The organism is Halorubrum pallidum (assembly GCF_055380345.1).
Genome location: NZ_AP043945.1, coordinates 612,771 through 626,546, shown reverse-complemented (window position 1 = coordinate 626,546; position 13,776 = coordinate 612,771). Strand labels below are relative to the sequence as shown.

Here is a 13,776-nt window from a genome sequence, read left to right as displayed (position 1 = left end):
TTATTCGTCGTCGAAGTCGCCTTCTTCCTGCTGGATCGTCTTGATCCGCGCGATCGTTTTCTTCAGTTCGTTGACGCGGCCGGGGCTCTCGGGCATCCCGCCCGCGGCCCGCTGGGCCTTCGAGTTGAGCAGTTCGGTCTCGAGTTCCTCGAGTTCGACCTGCCGTTCAGCCGCGGTCATGTCGCGGATTTCCTCGGTGTAGAGGATCGCCATCTATTCGTCCTCCTCGTCTTCGTCGGCCGCTTCCATCTCTGCGACGAGGTCGGCCGCCTCGGACTCTATCTCCTCGTCGAGCTCGTCGATGTCGTCCGCCTCCGCGTCGCCGACCGGTTCCTCTTCCGCGACGTCGGTCGCGTCCGCGGCCGTCTCTTGGGTCTCCTCGACGACCTCTTCGACGACCTCCTCGTCGATGACGTCGGCGGGGTCCTCGTCGGGCACGTCGACGTCGTCGTCGGCACCGACGTCCGGGACCTCATCGGGCTCCTCTTCGAGCAGCGACTCGACGCCCTCGTCTGCACCCGCGTCGACCGTCGCCTGCTCGACCTCCGGCACCTCCGCGTCCTCGCGGATGTCGAAGTCGTCCGGGAGCTGCGCGCCCGGCGGGATGATCTTCACGTTGACGCCGATCGTCCCGAGCTTCATCACCGCGACGCCCTGGCCGTGGTCGACGACCTCCTCCGCGGGCTCGCCGTTGTGCTTGATGTAGCCGCGGTTGAACTTCTCTACGCGCGAGCGCGCTCCGGTGACCTTTCCGGAGAGGACGATCTCGGCGCCCAGCGCGCCGGCGTCCATGATGCGGTCGATCGTCGTGTGACCGGCCTTCCGGAAGTACCAGCCGCGCTCTAAGGCGTTCGCGAGACGGTCCGCGACGATCTGAGCGTTCAGGTCGGGCTCGTCGACCTCCTGAACGTCGATCTGCGGGTCGTCCATGTCGAAGCGGTCCTCCAGCTCGGTGGTGATCTTGCGGATGTTCTTCCCGCCCTTCCCGATCACCATGCCGGGCTTTTCGGCCTTCAGGACGATCTGCGTGCCCATCGGCGTCTGGGCGACGTCCATGCCGCCGTAGCCGGCGCGGCCGAGCTCGTCCGCGAAGAACTCGTTGATCTGTGAACGGCGCAGGCCGTCCTCGATGAATTGGTGTTCGTCAGCCATTATTCGTCAGCCTCCGGGTCCTCGATGATGAGTTCGACGTCCGCGAGCGTGGTGTTCCACTGGGTCGCCCCCGCCGCACGCGGGTTCCGCCCCGGTCGCTCGCCAACCTTGTGCGGTGCGACGTGTTTGATCACCATCTCGTCGCCGTCGAATCCCTGTTCGTCCGCGTTGTTCTTGACGTTCTCTAAGAGCTTGAGGAAGTCCTTCGCGGCCTTCTCCGGGTATCGACCCGCGTCCCAGCCGTCGATGTCGGAGCGGTGACCCGCGCCGGCGTTGTGCTGGCGCATGGGCACCGACGTCTCCTCGTCGATGACTTCCTGGAGGAACTCCTCGGCGTCGGCGACCGTCTCGCCTTTGATCTCCCGAGAGATCTCCTTGCTGTCCTTCACGCTGATGGGCCGGTCGCGGAGCATCCCCTTGGCGGTGGTCTCCGGGTCGGCCTCGACGCTGTAGTTGATTCCCATGGTTACTTGAGGGGCACGAACTTCGAGGACCGGGTCGCGCCGATGCCGGCCTGACCGTGTTCGACGGTGCTTCGAGTCTGATGAAACTCACCGAGGTAGTGTCCGATCATCTCGGGCTCGACCTGGACGCGCTCGAAGCTGTGTCCGTTGTACACGGCAAACGTGACGCCGACGAACTCCGGGAGGACCGGCATGTCGCGCAGGTGCGTCCGGATCGGATCGTCCGCCGTCGTCTCCTTGTCGCGGCTCCGGACCGTCTCCAGCAGCTTCTGCTGTTCGGTGCCGAGTCCGCGAACGATGCTTCGCCGCTGGCGTGCGGGGAGCAGTTCCGCGACCTCGTCTACGTCCATCTCCTGCAGTTCGTCGAGCGAGTGACCGCGGTAGGCGAACTCCTTGCCCTCGCGGCCGGTGCGGTAATCTGAACTCATTTGTTGCCACCTCGTCCGGTGCGCTTGGATGCGATGTCACCGACCTTCCGTCCCGGCGGGGCGTCCCGCGAGACCGATTTCGGCTGGCCGGGGTGTTGGCGACCACCGCCGCCGAAGGGGTGGTCGACGGCGTTCATCGCGACGCCGCGGACGCGCGGGTATTTGGTCCCGCGCGCTTTCATCTTGTGGTACTTGTTCCCGGCCTTGACGAAGGGCTTCTCCGTCCGACCGCCGCCGGCGACCACGCCGATCGTGGCGCGGCACTGCGGGTCGAGCCGCTTGACTTCCCCGCTGGGAAGCTGGACGACCGCGACGTCGCGGTCGTGGGTGAGAAGCGTTGCCGACACGCCGGAGGCGCGAGCGAACTTCCCGCCGTCTCCGCGGTTGCTCTCGACGTTACAGACGGGGACGCCTTCCGGGATCTCCGCGAGCGGGAGCGTGTTCCCGGGCTTGATCTCCGCCGAGACGCCGACCTGGATCGTCTCGCCCACGCTCACGCCCTCAGGCGCGAGCACGAGCCGACGGTCGTCGTCCTCGAACTCGATCTCCGCGAGCGGAGCCGAGCGGGCGGGGTCGTGTTCGATCCCGACGATCTCGCCGGAGACCGTGTCCACGTCTTCGAGCTTCTTGTGCGACAGTTCCGCCTTGTAGCGGTGGGAGGGGGCCCGGAACGTCGGGCCGCCGCGTCCACGCCGCTGTCCTTGAATTCGTCGTCCCATCTCAGAACACCCCGATGCGCGACGCGATCTCCGTCGCGTCGTCGTCCTCGGAGAGCGTGACGGTCGCCTTCTTCGTGCCCTTCGAGGTCACCTGCGTGTTCACGTCGACGACGCGCACGTCGTACCGCTCGGAGACCTCGTCGCGGACCTCCGGTTTGGTCGCGTCGACGTCGACGACGAACACCAGCTTGTTCTTGAAGTCCATCTGGTTCATCGCCTGCTCGGTGACGAGCGGATGCTCGATGATCGAGTTCATCGCTCCGCCACCTCCTCGACGGCGCTCTCGGTCCACAGCGTGAGTCGACCCGGATGCGCTCCCGGCGCGAGGTCCTCCGCGTTGACCTCGCCTGCGGTCGCGACGTCGACGCCCGCGAGGTTGCGGGCGGCGCGGGACGGCTCCTCGCTCGTGACGACCAGAACGGACTTCGGTTGGCTGTACTTTCGGCCGCGGGTCTTTCCGCGACCGGACCGAACGGAGCGGCCCTCCTCCGCGCGCTCGATGTCGGTGTCGACGCCGACGGCTTCGAGCACGCCCAGGGCCTCCTGGGTCTTTTCGAGGTCCTCGAACTCGTCGCTCACGACGAGGGGGAGATCGAGGTCCGCGTCGAACGCGTGACCGCGCTCGGCGACCAGCTCTGCGTCCGTGGTGGCCGCGATGGCCGACCGGATGGCGAGCTGTCGCTCCTTGTCGTTCAGTTTCTTCGACTGGTCCTTCTCGGCCTTCGGGGGGTGCGCGGCGCGCCCCGACACGGCGTTCGGGACGCGGCGGGCGACGTTCTCTGAGCGCGGGATGTGTGCGAGCCCGCGGCCGGAGCCGAACGACTCCGCGGGGGTCCGCAGCCCGGCGAACTCGTCGGCACCGTAGGCCTGCTTCCGGTTGGCCTGTGCGGCGGTGACCGCCCGACCGATGAGGTCCGGTCGGAACGCGGTCTCGAAGATCGCCGGCAGCTCGATGCTGCCCGCGTCCCCGCCGTCCAGGTCGTGTACTGTTGCGTTCATTGGTTATCCCTGGTTGGATGCGGTGGATACGTACCGGACCTCGGGGTCGAGGCGCGGCTGGTCGTTCGGCCGGATGGCCGGGCGGAATCGCAGCAGGCGCTGGTCCGGACCGGGCAGCGAACCCTTGATGAGCGCGTACTCGCCGTCGACCTCGCCGTAGTTGACGAAGCCGCCGTCGACGGAGGCGTCGTCGCCCTCGCCGAAGTCGATGAGGCGCTTGTTGAGCTCGGTACGCTGGTGGTAACCGGTCTGCCCCTGCTGGGGAACGGTGGAGCGCACGCGGGAGGGGTTCCACGGACCGAGATTTCCGATCCGACGCCGCCATCCCTGGCGGGCGTGTTTGCCCTTCCGCTTTTGAACGCCCCAGCGTTTGACGGGACCCTGCGTCCCTTTCCCCTTCGTGATGCCCGACACATCGGTGTACTGTCCCGCGCGGAAGACGTCGCCGAACTCGTGGGCACCGCCCTCCGCGACGAGATCGAGCCCGAAGTCGACGCGCTCCTCGAGAGAGCCGCCGCCGACCCGGGTCTCCATCACGTCGGGCTTCTTCTTGGGTATGTTCGAAAGCTCCGAGGGAGCCGTGTGCGTGATGACGCGAACGTCGTCGACGACGTCGTCGTCCAGCAGCGCGCGAAGCGCGTCGGCGTTCTCCTCGAAGCTGTCTTCCGCCGGGAGGTCGAGCGCGCGGTCGAGTTCCTCGTGGAACTCGGTCGCCCAGACCTCTTCGACCGGTTTCTGTCCGTACGGCGTCTCTTCGTAGGCGCGCAGGGCCACCGCGTACATCGGCGGCGTCTCGACGACCGTGACGGGAACGGACTCTTCCATCCCCTCACGCGGCGAGTTGGCCTCGTCGTTGACCATGACGACGTGAGTCATCCCGGCTTTGTAGCCGGCGAAGCCCTGTAGCGCGGGGGCTCCGTCGTCGTCAGGCCACGAACGGATACGCGGTACCTCGCTGTCGGCGCGGGTCCGCGGGCCGTAGCCCAGCGAGCCTTTTCGTGGTCGGCTTGGTTGTGGCATGTGTTTACTCCGTGAGTGTGAGCGAGCCGAGAGTCACGAACAGAGCCTCCTCCGTCCGGACGACCTCGCTCGCCTGTGCCGGGATCGTGTTCAGCCAGAGGTCGAACCCCGGATCGGGTTCGACCGGGCGGCCGTCGGCGACGGCCGTCCGAATGTCGTCGGGCGACAGCCCGAGCATCTCCGGAAGCCCCCGCTCGGGCGCGCCGAAGGCGACGGTGTAGCCGCCGGCCTCCCGCGAGTCCGAGACGATGCCGCCGAGCCGCGAGACGGAGAGTTCCTCCCCGTGTCGCGACGTCGCGACGGCCAGTCCGTCGCCGGCGAGCGCTTCCGATAGGTCCGCGTCCACGACCTGGAAACCGTCCTCCGGCTTCCCGGTGATGCGGGCGCGGACCGGTTCTCTCGAAGAGACCCTGATGGTGACGCGCTCCCCCTGCTCGACCTCCATTCCGGAGGGAACGAGCAGGGAGATCGGGTGTTCCCGCAGCGGGGAATTGACCCGGACGCGGCCTTCAGGTCCGACCTCGGTCACGAGTCCCTGTGTTTTCGACTCTTCCCCGCTCGGGGTCGAGCCGGTCCGCCACGGCACGCGGAGCGGCGGGAGCACGCCGGCGTACCGGAGTTCGTCGCGCTCCCCCCAGAGGTCCTTTCGGAGCCCCGGCGGGGTCGCGGCGTACCCAAGTACGGTGCGGACGTACTCACCGCCCCGTCGCCGTTCGCCTTCCCTGTCGGGGAAGACGACCAGTCGATCCGCCCGGAACACCGCCGCCGCACGGGCGACGTAGCCGAGTTTGCGAGTCGCCTCGCGAGTATCCTCGGCCTCCCGGACGACCGAAGACGGAACGCAGATCGTGAGTCCGTCTTCGGTACGCATCGTGGCGAGACTGTACTCCTCGATTTCGGACGACATCGTAAAAGGGTAGCGGTCCCGTTTCCGGGCTGTGGGGCGTTCACACGGCCCCTGACAGGCGATTCACTTCGCGATCCGAGCGAACGCGTCACACGGCTGCCGGTGGGCCGGAGGAGACCCCGCTCCGCGTCGGAGGATCAGGCCGAAGATGAGGGGAGTCAAGCCGGAGCGAGTCGGACCACCGGCGCGTCCGCGTCGTCGACGGAGACGTAGAGGTAGCCAGTGGTCGGTTCGACCGCGAGCGCCCGAACGCGCCAGTCGCGATCGGCGAGCAGCGGCTCCCGCTCGGTCACCGCGACGTCTGCGGGACCTGCGCCCTCGACGGTGAAGCGACCGAGGTACTGCGCGGCGAGCGTTCCCGCGAACAGATCGCCGCGCCACTCGGGGAAGGCGTCGCCGTCGTAGAAGACCGCACCGCTCGGCGGGAACCCGCCGGAGCCGCAGGGCCAGTAGTGCACCGGCGCGACCACGTCGCCGCGCTCGCGGTGGCTCGGGGCGACGCGCTCGTCGGTCCCGTAGTTGCACGCCTCGCTGGCGACCGGCCAGCCGTAGTTGCCGCCGCGTTCGATCACGTTGATCTCGTCGCCGTCGCGCTCGCCGTGCTCGCACTGCCAGACCCGTCCCGTTTCGGAGCGGACGGCCATCGCCTGCGGATTGCGGTGACCGTAGCTGTATATCGTGTCGCGCGCGTCCGAGTCGTCGACGAACGGGTTGTCCGGGTGCGGATCGCCGTCGGCCGTCAGTCGGAGCGTCGACCCAAGCTCGTTCGACCGGTCCTGTGAGACGTGGTCCGGACCGAACGCCGTGTCCCGGCGGTCGCCCACCGTGACGAACAGCGCGTCGTCGGGACCGAACGTCGCCCGCGATCCGAAGTGCAACTCGGAGTCGAGAAACGGCTCCGCGACGCGGATCGACTCGAACCCGTCGAGCGCGGGCGCATCGGAGCCGTCGAACCGGAGTCGACCGCTCCCGACGTGCGTCGCCGCCGCGCCCGAGTCGTCCGCCGCCGCGTACGTGAGGTACACCCGCGGATCGTCCGGGTACGACGGGTGGATCGCGACGTCGAGCAGTCCGCCCTGACCGCGCGCGAACACTTCTGGCGCGCCCGCGACCGACACCGCCGATCCGTCCGCGGGGTCGAGGAGCGAGAGCCGACCGGGGCGCTCCGTGACCAGCAGTCGGCCGTCGTCGGGGAGAAACGCGAGTCCCCACGGGTTCTCGAACCCCTCCGCGACGCGTTCGACGGTGTACGCCACGTCCGCGCCGTCGTCCGATGCATCGTCGGCGGAGTCGTCGCCGTCCACAGCGGCGTCGTCGGAGCCGCCGCCGAGACAGCCGGCGAGAGAGAGCGTCGCGAGGCCGGCAGTCGCTCGAAGGGCGGTGCGTCTGTCGGCGCGCGGCGGGGTGTCGGAGTCCGTCATACAGCGGGGTCGGCGATTCGTATCGACCGGTTGGTCGGGAACGGCATGACGCTTGCGACGGGCGTCGGCGACCATCGTTCGGAACCCTTATATCTCCCACTCGGACTATAATCGAGTGCGAAGCACGCACCGGTAGTGTAGTGGTATCACGCAACCTTGCCATGGTTGCAACCCGAGTTCAAATCTCGGCCGGTGCATTTCTCGAACACAGTGAGAGAAATCACCGAGAGTTTGAACTCAGAAAGGCGCAGCGGCGAGCGAAGCGAGCCGACCGTCTTTCCCTAGTTCAAATCTCGGCCGGTGCACTCCTTGCGGTCGGACACCGTCCGTCACCGATACGCCGGCGCGATGGTCACCGACGTCCGGTCAGTCACTCGCGCAGCGAAGAGTAGTCGGTCAGTTCGACGCGGTTCTCCGCGGCGTCGAGGTTCGAAAACGAGGGAACCGTGGTCCCGGTGTTCGCGACGACCCGCGAGGCGACGGCGACGCCGCGGCGTAGTGCCGACTCCTCGTCGCCGGTTTCGACGAGTTCCGAGAGCACGCCGGCCAGCATCGCGTCGCCAGCGCCGACCGTGTCGGCCACGTCGACGTCGAGGGCGGCGGCGTGGACCAGCGCATCAGAACTCGCCAGCAGGACTCCGTCGTCACCTAACGAAGCGACGACGCGCTCGAATCCGCGCTTGCGAAGCGTGTCCGCGGCGACGACGCAGTCTTCGACGGTTTCGACCGTCTGTTCGACGGCGTCGGCGAGTTCCTCCCGGTTGGGCTTGCAGAGCGCGTACTCGGCGGCAAGCGCCTGGAGTGTTGTGCCACCGACATCGACAACGGTGTTCCACTCGTCGGCTTGGGCGATCCGATCGATGGCCTCGGGACCGAGCCCCGGTGGGAGGCTCCCGGCTACCAGCACCATCTCAGGGTCGTGTCGCTCGACGGCGTCGATCACGTCGCCGACGAGGGAGACGCCGACGGTCGGCCCGTCGCGGTTGATCTTGAATTCGCCCTCGTCGGCGAGGATCGTTGTGTTGAGCCGCGTTTGCCCGTCGATATCGACGAGATCGGTCTGGATCGCGGCGGTGTCGAGTTCGGTTCGGATGTACTCACCGAGGAAGTCTCCGACCAGCCCCGTCGCCACGGTATCGGCCCCGAGGCCGGTCAGGTACTGCGAGACGTTGATTCCCTTGCCACCGGCGTCAAACTGCGCCTCGTCAGTGCGTGCGACAGTACCTGCCTTCGGCATGGCGTCGACCTGAATCGTGTGATCGACCGCGGGGTTGAATGTTACCGTGACTATCATCGTTCCTCCGCGAGCGTGACATCGGCGCTCTCGAACTGTTCGGCGAGGTCGGTCGGGACGTCGACATCGGTGACGAACACGTCGATGTCGGAGATGTCTGCGAAGCTGATGAAGCTCTGCTCACCCAGCTTCGATCCGTCGGCGACCAGCACGACCCGGTGTGATTTCTCGATCATCAGCTCTTTGATCCGTGCTTCATCCTCGTTAGGCGTCATGAGGCCCCCCTCCGCGTTGATGGCGTTCGTTCCCAAGAAGAGTACGTCGAACGTCATCCGCTCCATGAACCGCTCGGCGCTCGGCCCCACGAGCGCGCGAGTCGGGCGACGCAGAGACCCCCCGGTGAGCTTCACTTCGGTGCCATCGTCATCGAGTTGTATCGCCTGTAACGGGGAGTTCGTGACCGCCAGTACCGTGTCGTTGGCGGGCAGTTGCTTTGCGACCTGCATCGTCGTCGATCCGGCATCGAAGAACACCACCTGATTGTCGTGGACCTCCTCGACTGCTCGCTCGGCAATTTTGATCTTGGCGTCGAGGTTCTGGACCTCTTTCTGGCGGTAGGACTGTTCCTGACCTACCGAGGTCGCAGGGACGGCACCGCCGTGGGAGCGCTCAAGAAGTTGGCGGTCCGCGAGCTCATTGAGATCTCGCCGGATCGTCGCCTTCGAGCAGTCCATCTTCTCGGAGAGTTCTTCGACCGAACAGCCGTCCCGCTCGGAGACGAGTTCGACGATCTTTCGCTGGCGTACTTCCGGTAGCATGGGTTGTCCGCTCGTTCGACACGTTGGTACCCACTGCTATAACTGTTTATCACACTTTTCGACCGAATATGATTGGAATAAAATATCATCTGAACAAAGGGTGCTCAAATCGGATTATATGGGAACTGAACTGTCGATATAGCGTATGAGAGTGGTTGATTTTGCAGACTATGTCACATGGTATCTCTCCACTAGCATACAAACACTGCTCCCAGTCGGTCGAATAGCGTTCAAAACGTCATTTTAGAGGTTGGCGTGTCTCCACAATGATTGTTATCGCGCTGAACGGCCCCATTCCAGTAGAAAACAAGCACATTCGAAAATACTTTTTCACATGTGGAAGTAGTAGTGTTCAGAGCGACAATGGCAACAAAAGATCAGGCAGAAAGCAAGCTCCGTTCACACGTCACCTCGGTGAAGGAGGATCTCATGACAGGGGTTTCCTTCATGATTCCGTTCGTCACAATCGGCGGGATCTTCACCGCGTTGGCGTTCCTCGTGGAATCGCGCTTCGGACTTGTTGCGAGCAATATCGAGACCGCAGACGCGTTCGCGTCCGGCTCACTAGCATGGTACTTTGCTGAAATCGGAGGACTCGGCCTCACGATCATGATACCCGTTCTGGGCGCGTACATCGCGTACGCCATCGCCGATAGGCCCGGACTTGCACCGGGGTTCATCCTCTCGTATGCGATCCAACAACCCGCGATCATCGATGCCGCGGGCTCAACGGTCGGTATTTCCTCTGAGGGGGCCGTCGCAGGGTTCCTCGGGTCCATCGTGGCCGGGTTACTTGCCGGTTACGTGGCGAAGTGGATCAAAGGCTGGTCCGTCCCGTCGTCGCTCCAGCCAATGATGCCGATCCTCGTCATACCCGTGTTTACGACCGCGTTGCTCGCGCCCCTGGTCATCTTCGTGCTCGGCGTTCCCATCGCGCTAGTCGATTCCGCGCTGACCAATACACTCGAGGGGATGCAGGGAACCAACGCCGTTCTGCTCGGCCTGATCCTCGGCTCGATGATGGCCTTTGACATGGGCGGTCCCGTGAACAAAGTCGCGTACGTCTTCGGCACCGTACTAGTTGCAGACGGCATCTACGGCCCGATGGCCGCCGTGATGATCGGTGGGATGACGCCCCCGCTGGGACTGGCGCTGGCGAATTTCGTTGTGCCTCACAAGTTCGCGCCCGAGATGAAAGAAAACGCCGTCGCCGCCGTGCCGATGGGTCTCTCGTTCATCACTGAGGGCGCGATTCCTTACGCCGCCGCTGACCCGCTACGCGTGATCCCGAGCATCATGGCTGGAAGCGCGGTCGCCGCCGGTACCGCGATGGGCCTCGGCGTCGGGATGCCCGCACCCCATGGCGGCATCTTCGTGATTTTCGTCGCTGGGAACATCGTCGGCTTCCTCGCGTGCATCGCGCTGGGAACGCTCGTGACCGCGGGTGTCGTCGCGATACTCAAGCCCGATCACGAAGATGACGTTGCAGACGAACCGGAGGTCGACACTGCCGCCTGATCGAGACCATCTACCACAGTCCTATTTACACCATAACAACCCAGCACACACGTATGAACTCTAACTCGGAACACACCCCACTGACGACAGACCTGATCGCTCTCGAGGGCGCTCCCGCTGACAAGCGCGGTGTCATCGAATTCCTGCTTGATCTCGCGGTCGACGCCGATCGCGTTTCTGACCGTGATCAAGCCGTTGAGGACGTGCTCGCCCGCGAAGAGGAATCGACGACCGGCGTCGGTATGGGGATCGGAATTCCCCACGCGAAAAGCGGTGCAGTCCGCTCGCCGACGATCGTATTTACCCGCGTCTCGGACGGAGTCGACTTCGACGCCATGGACGGCGAGCCGGCGACACTGATCTTCATGCTTCTGGTCCCCGAAGAGGGCGGAGAGGCGCACCTCCAAATGCTCAGTTCGCTCTCTCGTTCACTGATGCATGAGGAAACGCGCGAGAACCTCCACGAAGCCGAATCGGAGGATCGCGTCCGAGATATCGTACTGGAGGCGGTCGAACAATGATCGAACGGACCGTTACGGTCGTCCCAGAAGACGGCCTGCACGCCCGTCCGGCCTCGAAGTTCGTCGAGACGGCAAACGACTACGACAGCGAGATAACCGTCGGTGCGAACGGCGATGACCCCGTCAACGCTGCGAGCATGCTCGCGGTTACCGGGTTGGGAGTCAAATCCGGCGAGGACGTCTTGCTCACGGCTGACGGCCCTGACGAGAAAGCCGCGATCGAGGCGCTCGAAGACGTCCTTACGACACCGGAGGAGTAAGAACATGAACCGGACCCTAGACGGCGTCGGTGCCACGCCCCTGTCTGGACTGGGAACCGCGCGCTGGTATCGCCCCAGCGATCATCCCGATCCGGAGGACGTGGCCGGCGCTGACCCCGAAACCGAATACGAACGGTTCGACGAGGCCCGCGCCGCGGCTCGCGAAGAGCTCGAAGCCGAGCGCGAGCGCACTGCCGAGCGCGTCGGCGAAGAAGAGGCCGCCGTGTTCGACGCTCACTTGCAGTTCCTCGACGACCCCCAGATTATCGACGGTGTCGAGGACGCGATAGAGGACGGCGCCGCGGCCGAAGCCGGTGTCGCCCGCTCGTTCGACGCCGCCATCGAGCAGTTCGAAGGGATGGAGGGAATGATGGCCGAACGCGCCGACGACATGCGAGATATCCGCGACCGGCTCCTCCGACTCCTCTCGGGCGGCGAGCGCGTTGACCTCGCGGAACTCCCGGAAGGCACCGTGTTGCTAGCCGAGCGGCTCACGCCCAGCGACACGGCTCGGCTCGACCCTGATACCTGCGCCGGCTTCGCGACGATGACCGGCGGGCGTACCTCTCATGCGGCGATCTTCGCGCGCTCGCTGGGCATCCCAGCCGTCGTCGGCGTCGGCGGCGACCTCGCGGAGATAGAGGGCGGCGCTGAGGTCGCCGTCGACGCCAATAACGACGCCGTGGTCGTTGATCCCGACGAGGGAACGCGCTCGCGCGTCTCGGCATCACGCGACGTTGAGGTCACAACCGAGCGCGTCGAGACGGCCGACGGTCGCGAGATAGAAGTTGCCGCCAACCTCGGAACCCCCGCCGAACTGGAGGGGGCCGACGCTCAGGGGGCCGACGGCGTCGGCCTCTACCGCACCGAGTTCCTCTTCCTCGATCGTGAGTCGCCACCCGACGAGAGCGAACAGGTCGAGACGTACGTGGAGGCGCTTGATGCCTTTCCCGAGGGTCGGGTCGTCGTCCGTACGCTGGATGTGGGAGGAGACAAGCCCGTTCAGTACCTCGATTTGCCCGACGAAGAGAACCCGTTCTTGGGCAACCGCGGCGTCAGGCGGTCGCTGAGCGATGACGACGATCTGTTTGAGACGCAACTGCGCGCGCTGCTCCGGGCTGCTGCCGAGGGAACCGGCACACTTTCGGTGATGTTCCCACTCGTCGCGACCGTCGAAGAACTCGACGCCGCGCTTGAACGGGTCGACGAGGTAGCGAGCGATCTCGACGACGAGGGGGTTCCCCACGCACGACCAGAACTCGGTGTCATGGTCGAGACGCCCGCAGCCGCGCTACTGGCCGATGAGTTCGCCTCGCGCGTGGACTTCCTCAGCATCGGGACCAACGACCTCGCACAGTACGTGATGGCCGCAGCGCGCGAGAACGACGCCGTGGCCCACCTCCATGACCCGCGCCATCCGCCCGTCCTGCGGGCGATCAACCGCAGTATCGAAGCCGCCCACGACAACGACGCTTGGATCGGTATGTGTGGAGAGATGGCCGGTGATCCCGAGCTGACGGAACTGCTTGTTGGGCTCGGTCTCGATGAACTGAGCATGAGTGCCGTAACGATTCCGGACGTGAAGACACGAATTGAGGCTATCGACACTGCCGACGCCCGCGATAGTGCCGACCGGGCCCTCGCGGCAAGCACTAAAGAGGAAGTACGCCGTATACTTGATCAAGAACCATGAACTTCGCAGCAGTCACCGCCTGTCCCACGGGCATCGCGCACAGCCAGATGGCCGCAGAAAATCTGAAGACCACCGCCGAGGAGCGCGGTCACGAGATCCACGTTGAGGTTCAAGGTGCGATGGGGACCGAAAACGAGATTCCCCCAGATGTAATTGCCGGGGCCGACGCCGTGATCATTGCGGCCGACACGTCGGTCCAGACCGACCGCTTCGACGGCAAGATCGTTGTCAAGGGCTCGGTGAAAGACGGTGTCAACGACGCCGGCGGGATGATTGACGAAGCCGTCGAGCGTGCGGAAAGCGAGGACGACGCCAGCGCCGGAACGAGCGACTCCGTCAGTGAAGCGGATACTTCCACAGTCGACACATCCGATACAGACGGATCGACTGCGGACTCGCAGTCCACCGATCGATCCTCGTCGGACGGCGGTCTTGTTGCCAGACTGAAGAGGTTATTCTCTTAACAGTCCAACCGATCGGTGACAAATCGAACGCGATCGGGACTTGGTAACTACCCAATCCTAAGCGCCTTCGACGGCTTGAGGGTGGCGTCGTCAATCGTCAATCTCTATTCGTCAATCTCTAAGTCTAAGTCTCCGGGTACGCGGGCGCGCGGGACCGG

At 65.1% G+C, this 13,776-nt stretch carries 17 protein-coding genes and 1 tRNA gene; 6 read left to right on the top strand and 12 right to left on the bottom strand.

Annotated features, from left to right (window positions below):
• The 10 genes from rpmC to ACZ45C_RS04710 form a co-directional block, all read right to left on the bottom strand.
• Entirely contained in the window at positions 1-213 is a 213-nt protein-coding gene (gene rpmC, locus ACZ45C_RS04755; RefSeq protein WP_137783630.1) for a 50S ribosomal protein L29, read from the bottom strand.
• Positions 214-1,152: a 30S ribosomal protein S3 gene (locus tag ACZ45C_RS04750; protein WP_460559455.1), complete on the bottom strand. Its 939-nt coding sequence runs from the start codon at positions 1,150-1,152 to the stop codon at positions 214-216. It abuts the gene before it with no gap.
• Entirely contained in the window at positions 1,152-1,616 is a 465-nt protein-coding gene (locus tag ACZ45C_RS04745; protein WP_460559453.1) for a 50S ribosomal protein L22, read from the bottom strand. Before ACZ45C_RS04745 ends, ACZ45C_RS04750 begins: the two co-directional genes overlap by 1 nt.
• A gap of 2 nt (positions 1,617-1,618) precedes the next feature.
• A complete protein-coding gene (locus tag ACZ45C_RS04740; RefSeq protein ID WP_460559451.1) occupies positions 1,619-2,044 on the bottom strand; it encodes a 30S ribosomal protein S19 in 426 nt (141 codons plus the stop codon).
• Positions 2,041-2,763 carry a 50S ribosomal protein L2 gene (locus ACZ45C_RS04735; RefSeq protein ID WP_460559449.1) on the bottom strand — a complete coding sequence of 241 codons (723 nt, stop codon included), beginning with the start codon at positions 2,761-2,763 and terminating at the stop codon, positions 2,041-2,043. Before ACZ45C_RS04735 ends, ACZ45C_RS04740 begins: the two co-directional genes overlap by 4 nt.
• A 1-nt stretch (position 2,764) precedes the next feature.
• Positions 2,765-3,019, bottom strand: coding sequence for a 50S ribosomal protein L23 (locus ACZ45C_RS04730; RefSeq protein ID WP_460559447.1), 255 nt, complete (start codon positions 3,017-3,019; stop codon positions 2,765-2,767).
• On the bottom strand, positions 3,016-3,762 hold the full coding sequence (gene rpl4p, locus ACZ45C_RS04725; RefSeq protein WP_460559445.1) for a 50S ribosomal protein L4: 747 nt from the start codon (positions 3,760-3,762) through the stop codon (positions 3,016-3,018). The genes ACZ45C_RS04730 and rpl4p overlap by 4 nt, the downstream gene beginning before the upstream one ends.
• A gap of 3 nt (positions 3,763-3,765) precedes the next feature.
• Positions 3,766-4,782: a 50S ribosomal protein L3 gene (locus ACZ45C_RS04720; protein WP_460559443.1), complete on the bottom strand. Its 1,017-nt coding sequence runs from the start codon at positions 4,780-4,782 to the stop codon at positions 3,766-3,768.
• 4 nt (positions 4,783-4,786) lie between these two features.
• A complete protein-coding gene (locus ACZ45C_RS04715) occupies positions 4,787-5,653 on the bottom strand; it encodes a putative RNA uridine N3 methyltransferase (RefSeq protein WP_460559616.1) in 867 nt (288 codons plus the stop codon).
• Positions 5,654-5,847: 194 nt separating this feature from the next.
• On the bottom strand, positions 5,848-7,110 hold the full coding sequence (locus ACZ45C_RS04710) for a PQQ-dependent sugar dehydrogenase (protein WP_460559441.1): 1,263 nt from the start codon (positions 7,108-7,110) through the stop codon (positions 5,848-5,850).
• A 126-nt stretch (positions 7,111-7,236) separates the two neighbouring features.
• Between ACZ45C_RS04710 and ACZ45C_RS04705 the strand changes: the two genes are divergently transcribed.
• Positions 7,237-7,307: transfer RNA gene (locus ACZ45C_RS04705), tRNA-Gly, on the top strand.
• Between the two features lie 173 nt (positions 7,308-7,480).
• Here ACZ45C_RS04705 and pfkB read toward each other — a convergent pair.
• Both pfkB and glpR read right to left on the bottom strand, forming a co-directional pair.
• The gene (pfkB, locus tag ACZ45C_RS04700) at positions 7,481-8,404 is read right to left on the bottom strand and encodes a 1-phosphofructokinase (RefSeq protein ID WP_460559439.1); all 924 of its coding nucleotides are present in this window, start codon (positions 8,402-8,404) and stop codon (positions 7,481-7,483) included.
• Positions 8,401-9,162 (bottom strand): HTH-type transcriptional regulator GlpR, encoded by a 762-nt coding sequence (glpR, locus tag ACZ45C_RS04695; protein ID WP_460559437.1) that lies wholly within the window; start codon positions 9,160-9,162, stop codon positions 8,401-8,403. The genes pfkB and glpR overlap by 4 nt, the downstream gene beginning before the upstream one ends.
• A gap of 363 nt (positions 9,163-9,525) precedes the next feature.
• On the opposite strand from glpR, the gene ACZ45C_RS04690 reads away from it, so the two are divergent.
• From ACZ45C_RS04690 to ACZ45C_RS04670, 5 genes are read left to right on the top strand one after another with little or no spacing between them, the layout of a single operon-like run.
• Positions 9,526-10,680: a PTS fructose transporter subunit IIC gene (locus ACZ45C_RS04690; RefSeq protein ID WP_460559435.1), complete on the top strand. Its 1,155-nt coding sequence runs from the start codon at positions 9,526-9,528 to the stop codon at positions 10,678-10,680.
• A gap of 53 nt (positions 10,681-10,733) precedes the next feature.
• Positions 10,734-11,201, top strand: coding sequence for a PTS sugar transporter subunit IIA (locus ACZ45C_RS04685; RefSeq protein ID WP_460559433.1), 468 nt, complete (start codon positions 10,734-10,736; stop codon positions 11,199-11,201).
• On the top strand, positions 11,201-11,461 hold the full coding sequence (gene ptsH1 / locus ACZ45C_RS04680) for a phosphocarrier protein HPr (RefSeq protein WP_460559614.1): 261 nt from the start codon (positions 11,201-11,203) through the stop codon (positions 11,459-11,461). Before ACZ45C_RS04685 ends, ptsH1 begins: the two co-directional genes overlap by 1 nt.
• A gap of 4 nt (positions 11,462-11,465) precedes the next feature.
• A complete protein-coding gene (ptsP, locus tag ACZ45C_RS04675) occupies positions 11,466-13,154 on the top strand; it encodes a phosphoenolpyruvate--protein phosphotransferase (protein WP_460559431.1) in 1,689 nt (562 codons plus the stop codon).
• Entirely contained in the window at positions 13,151-13,618 is a 468-nt protein-coding gene (locus ACZ45C_RS04670) for a PTS fructose transporter subunit IIB (RefSeq protein WP_460559429.1), read from the top strand. Before ptsP ends, ACZ45C_RS04670 begins: the two co-directional genes overlap by 4 nt.
• Positions 13,619-13,776 lie beyond the last annotated feature (158 nt).

What these genes read in the sequence shown, in the direction of transcription:
- rpmC (WP_137783630.1), bottom strand. Translation starts at nt 213, where the DNA reads ATGGCGATCCTCTACACCGAGGAAATCCGCGACATGACCGCGGCTGAA.
- ACZ45C_RS04750 (WP_460559455.1), bottom strand. Translation starts at nt 1,152, where the DNA reads ATGGCTGACGAACACCAATTCATCGAGGACGGCCTGCGCCGTTCACAG.
- ACZ45C_RS04745 (WP_460559453.1), bottom strand. Translation starts at nt 1,616, where the DNA reads ATGGGAATCAACTACAGCGTCGAGGCCGACCCGGAGACCACCGCCAAG.
- ACZ45C_RS04740 (WP_460559451.1), bottom strand. Translation starts at nt 2,044, where the DNA reads ATGAGTTCAGATTACCGCACCGGCCGCGAGGGCAAGGAGTTCGCCTAC.
- ACZ45C_RS04735 (WP_460559449.1), bottom strand. Translation starts at nt 2,763, where the DNA reads ATGGGACGACGAATTCAAGGACAGCGGCGTGGACGCGGCGGCCCGACG.
- ACZ45C_RS04730 (WP_460559447.1), bottom strand. Translation starts at nt 3,019, where the DNA reads ATGAACTCGATCATCGAGCATCCGCTCGTCACCGAGCAGGCGATGAAC.
- rpl4p (WP_460559445.1), bottom strand. Translation starts at nt 3,762, where the DNA reads ATGAACGCAACAGTACACGACCTGGACGGCGGGGACGCGGGCAGCATC.
- ACZ45C_RS04720 (WP_460559443.1), bottom strand. Translation starts at nt 4,782, where the DNA reads ATGCCACAACCAAGCCGACCACGAAAAGGCTCGCTGGGCTACGGCCCG.
- ACZ45C_RS04715 (WP_460559616.1), bottom strand. Translation starts at nt 5,653, where the DNA reads ATGCGTACCGAAGACGGACTCACGATCTGCGTTCCGTCTTCGGTCGTC.
- ACZ45C_RS04710 (WP_460559441.1), bottom strand. Translation starts at nt 7,110, where the DNA reads ATGACGGACTCCGACACCCCGCCGCGCGCCGACAGACGCACCGCCCTT.
- pfkB (WP_460559439.1), bottom strand. Translation starts at nt 8,404, where the DNA reads ATGATAGTCACGGTAACATTCAACCCCGCGGTCGATCACACGATTCAG.
- glpR (WP_460559437.1), bottom strand. Translation starts at nt 9,162, where the DNA reads ATGCTACCGGAAGTACGCCAGCGAAAGATCGTCGAACTCGTCTCCGAG.
- ACZ45C_RS04690 (WP_460559435.1), top strand. Translation starts at nt 9,526, where the DNA reads ATGGCAACAAAAGATCAGGCAGAAAGCAAGCTCCGTTCACACGTCACC.
- ACZ45C_RS04685 (WP_460559433.1), top strand. Translation starts at nt 10,734, where the DNA reads ATGAACTCTAACTCGGAACACACCCCACTGACGACAGACCTGATCGCT.
- ptsP (WP_460559431.1), top strand. Translation starts at nt 11,466, where the DNA reads ATGAACCGGACCCTAGACGGCGTCGGTGCCACGCCCCTGTCTGGACTG.
- ACZ45C_RS04670 (WP_460559429.1), top strand. Translation starts at nt 13,151, where the DNA reads ATGAACTTCGCAGCAGTCACCGCCTGTCCCACGGGCATCGCGCACAGC.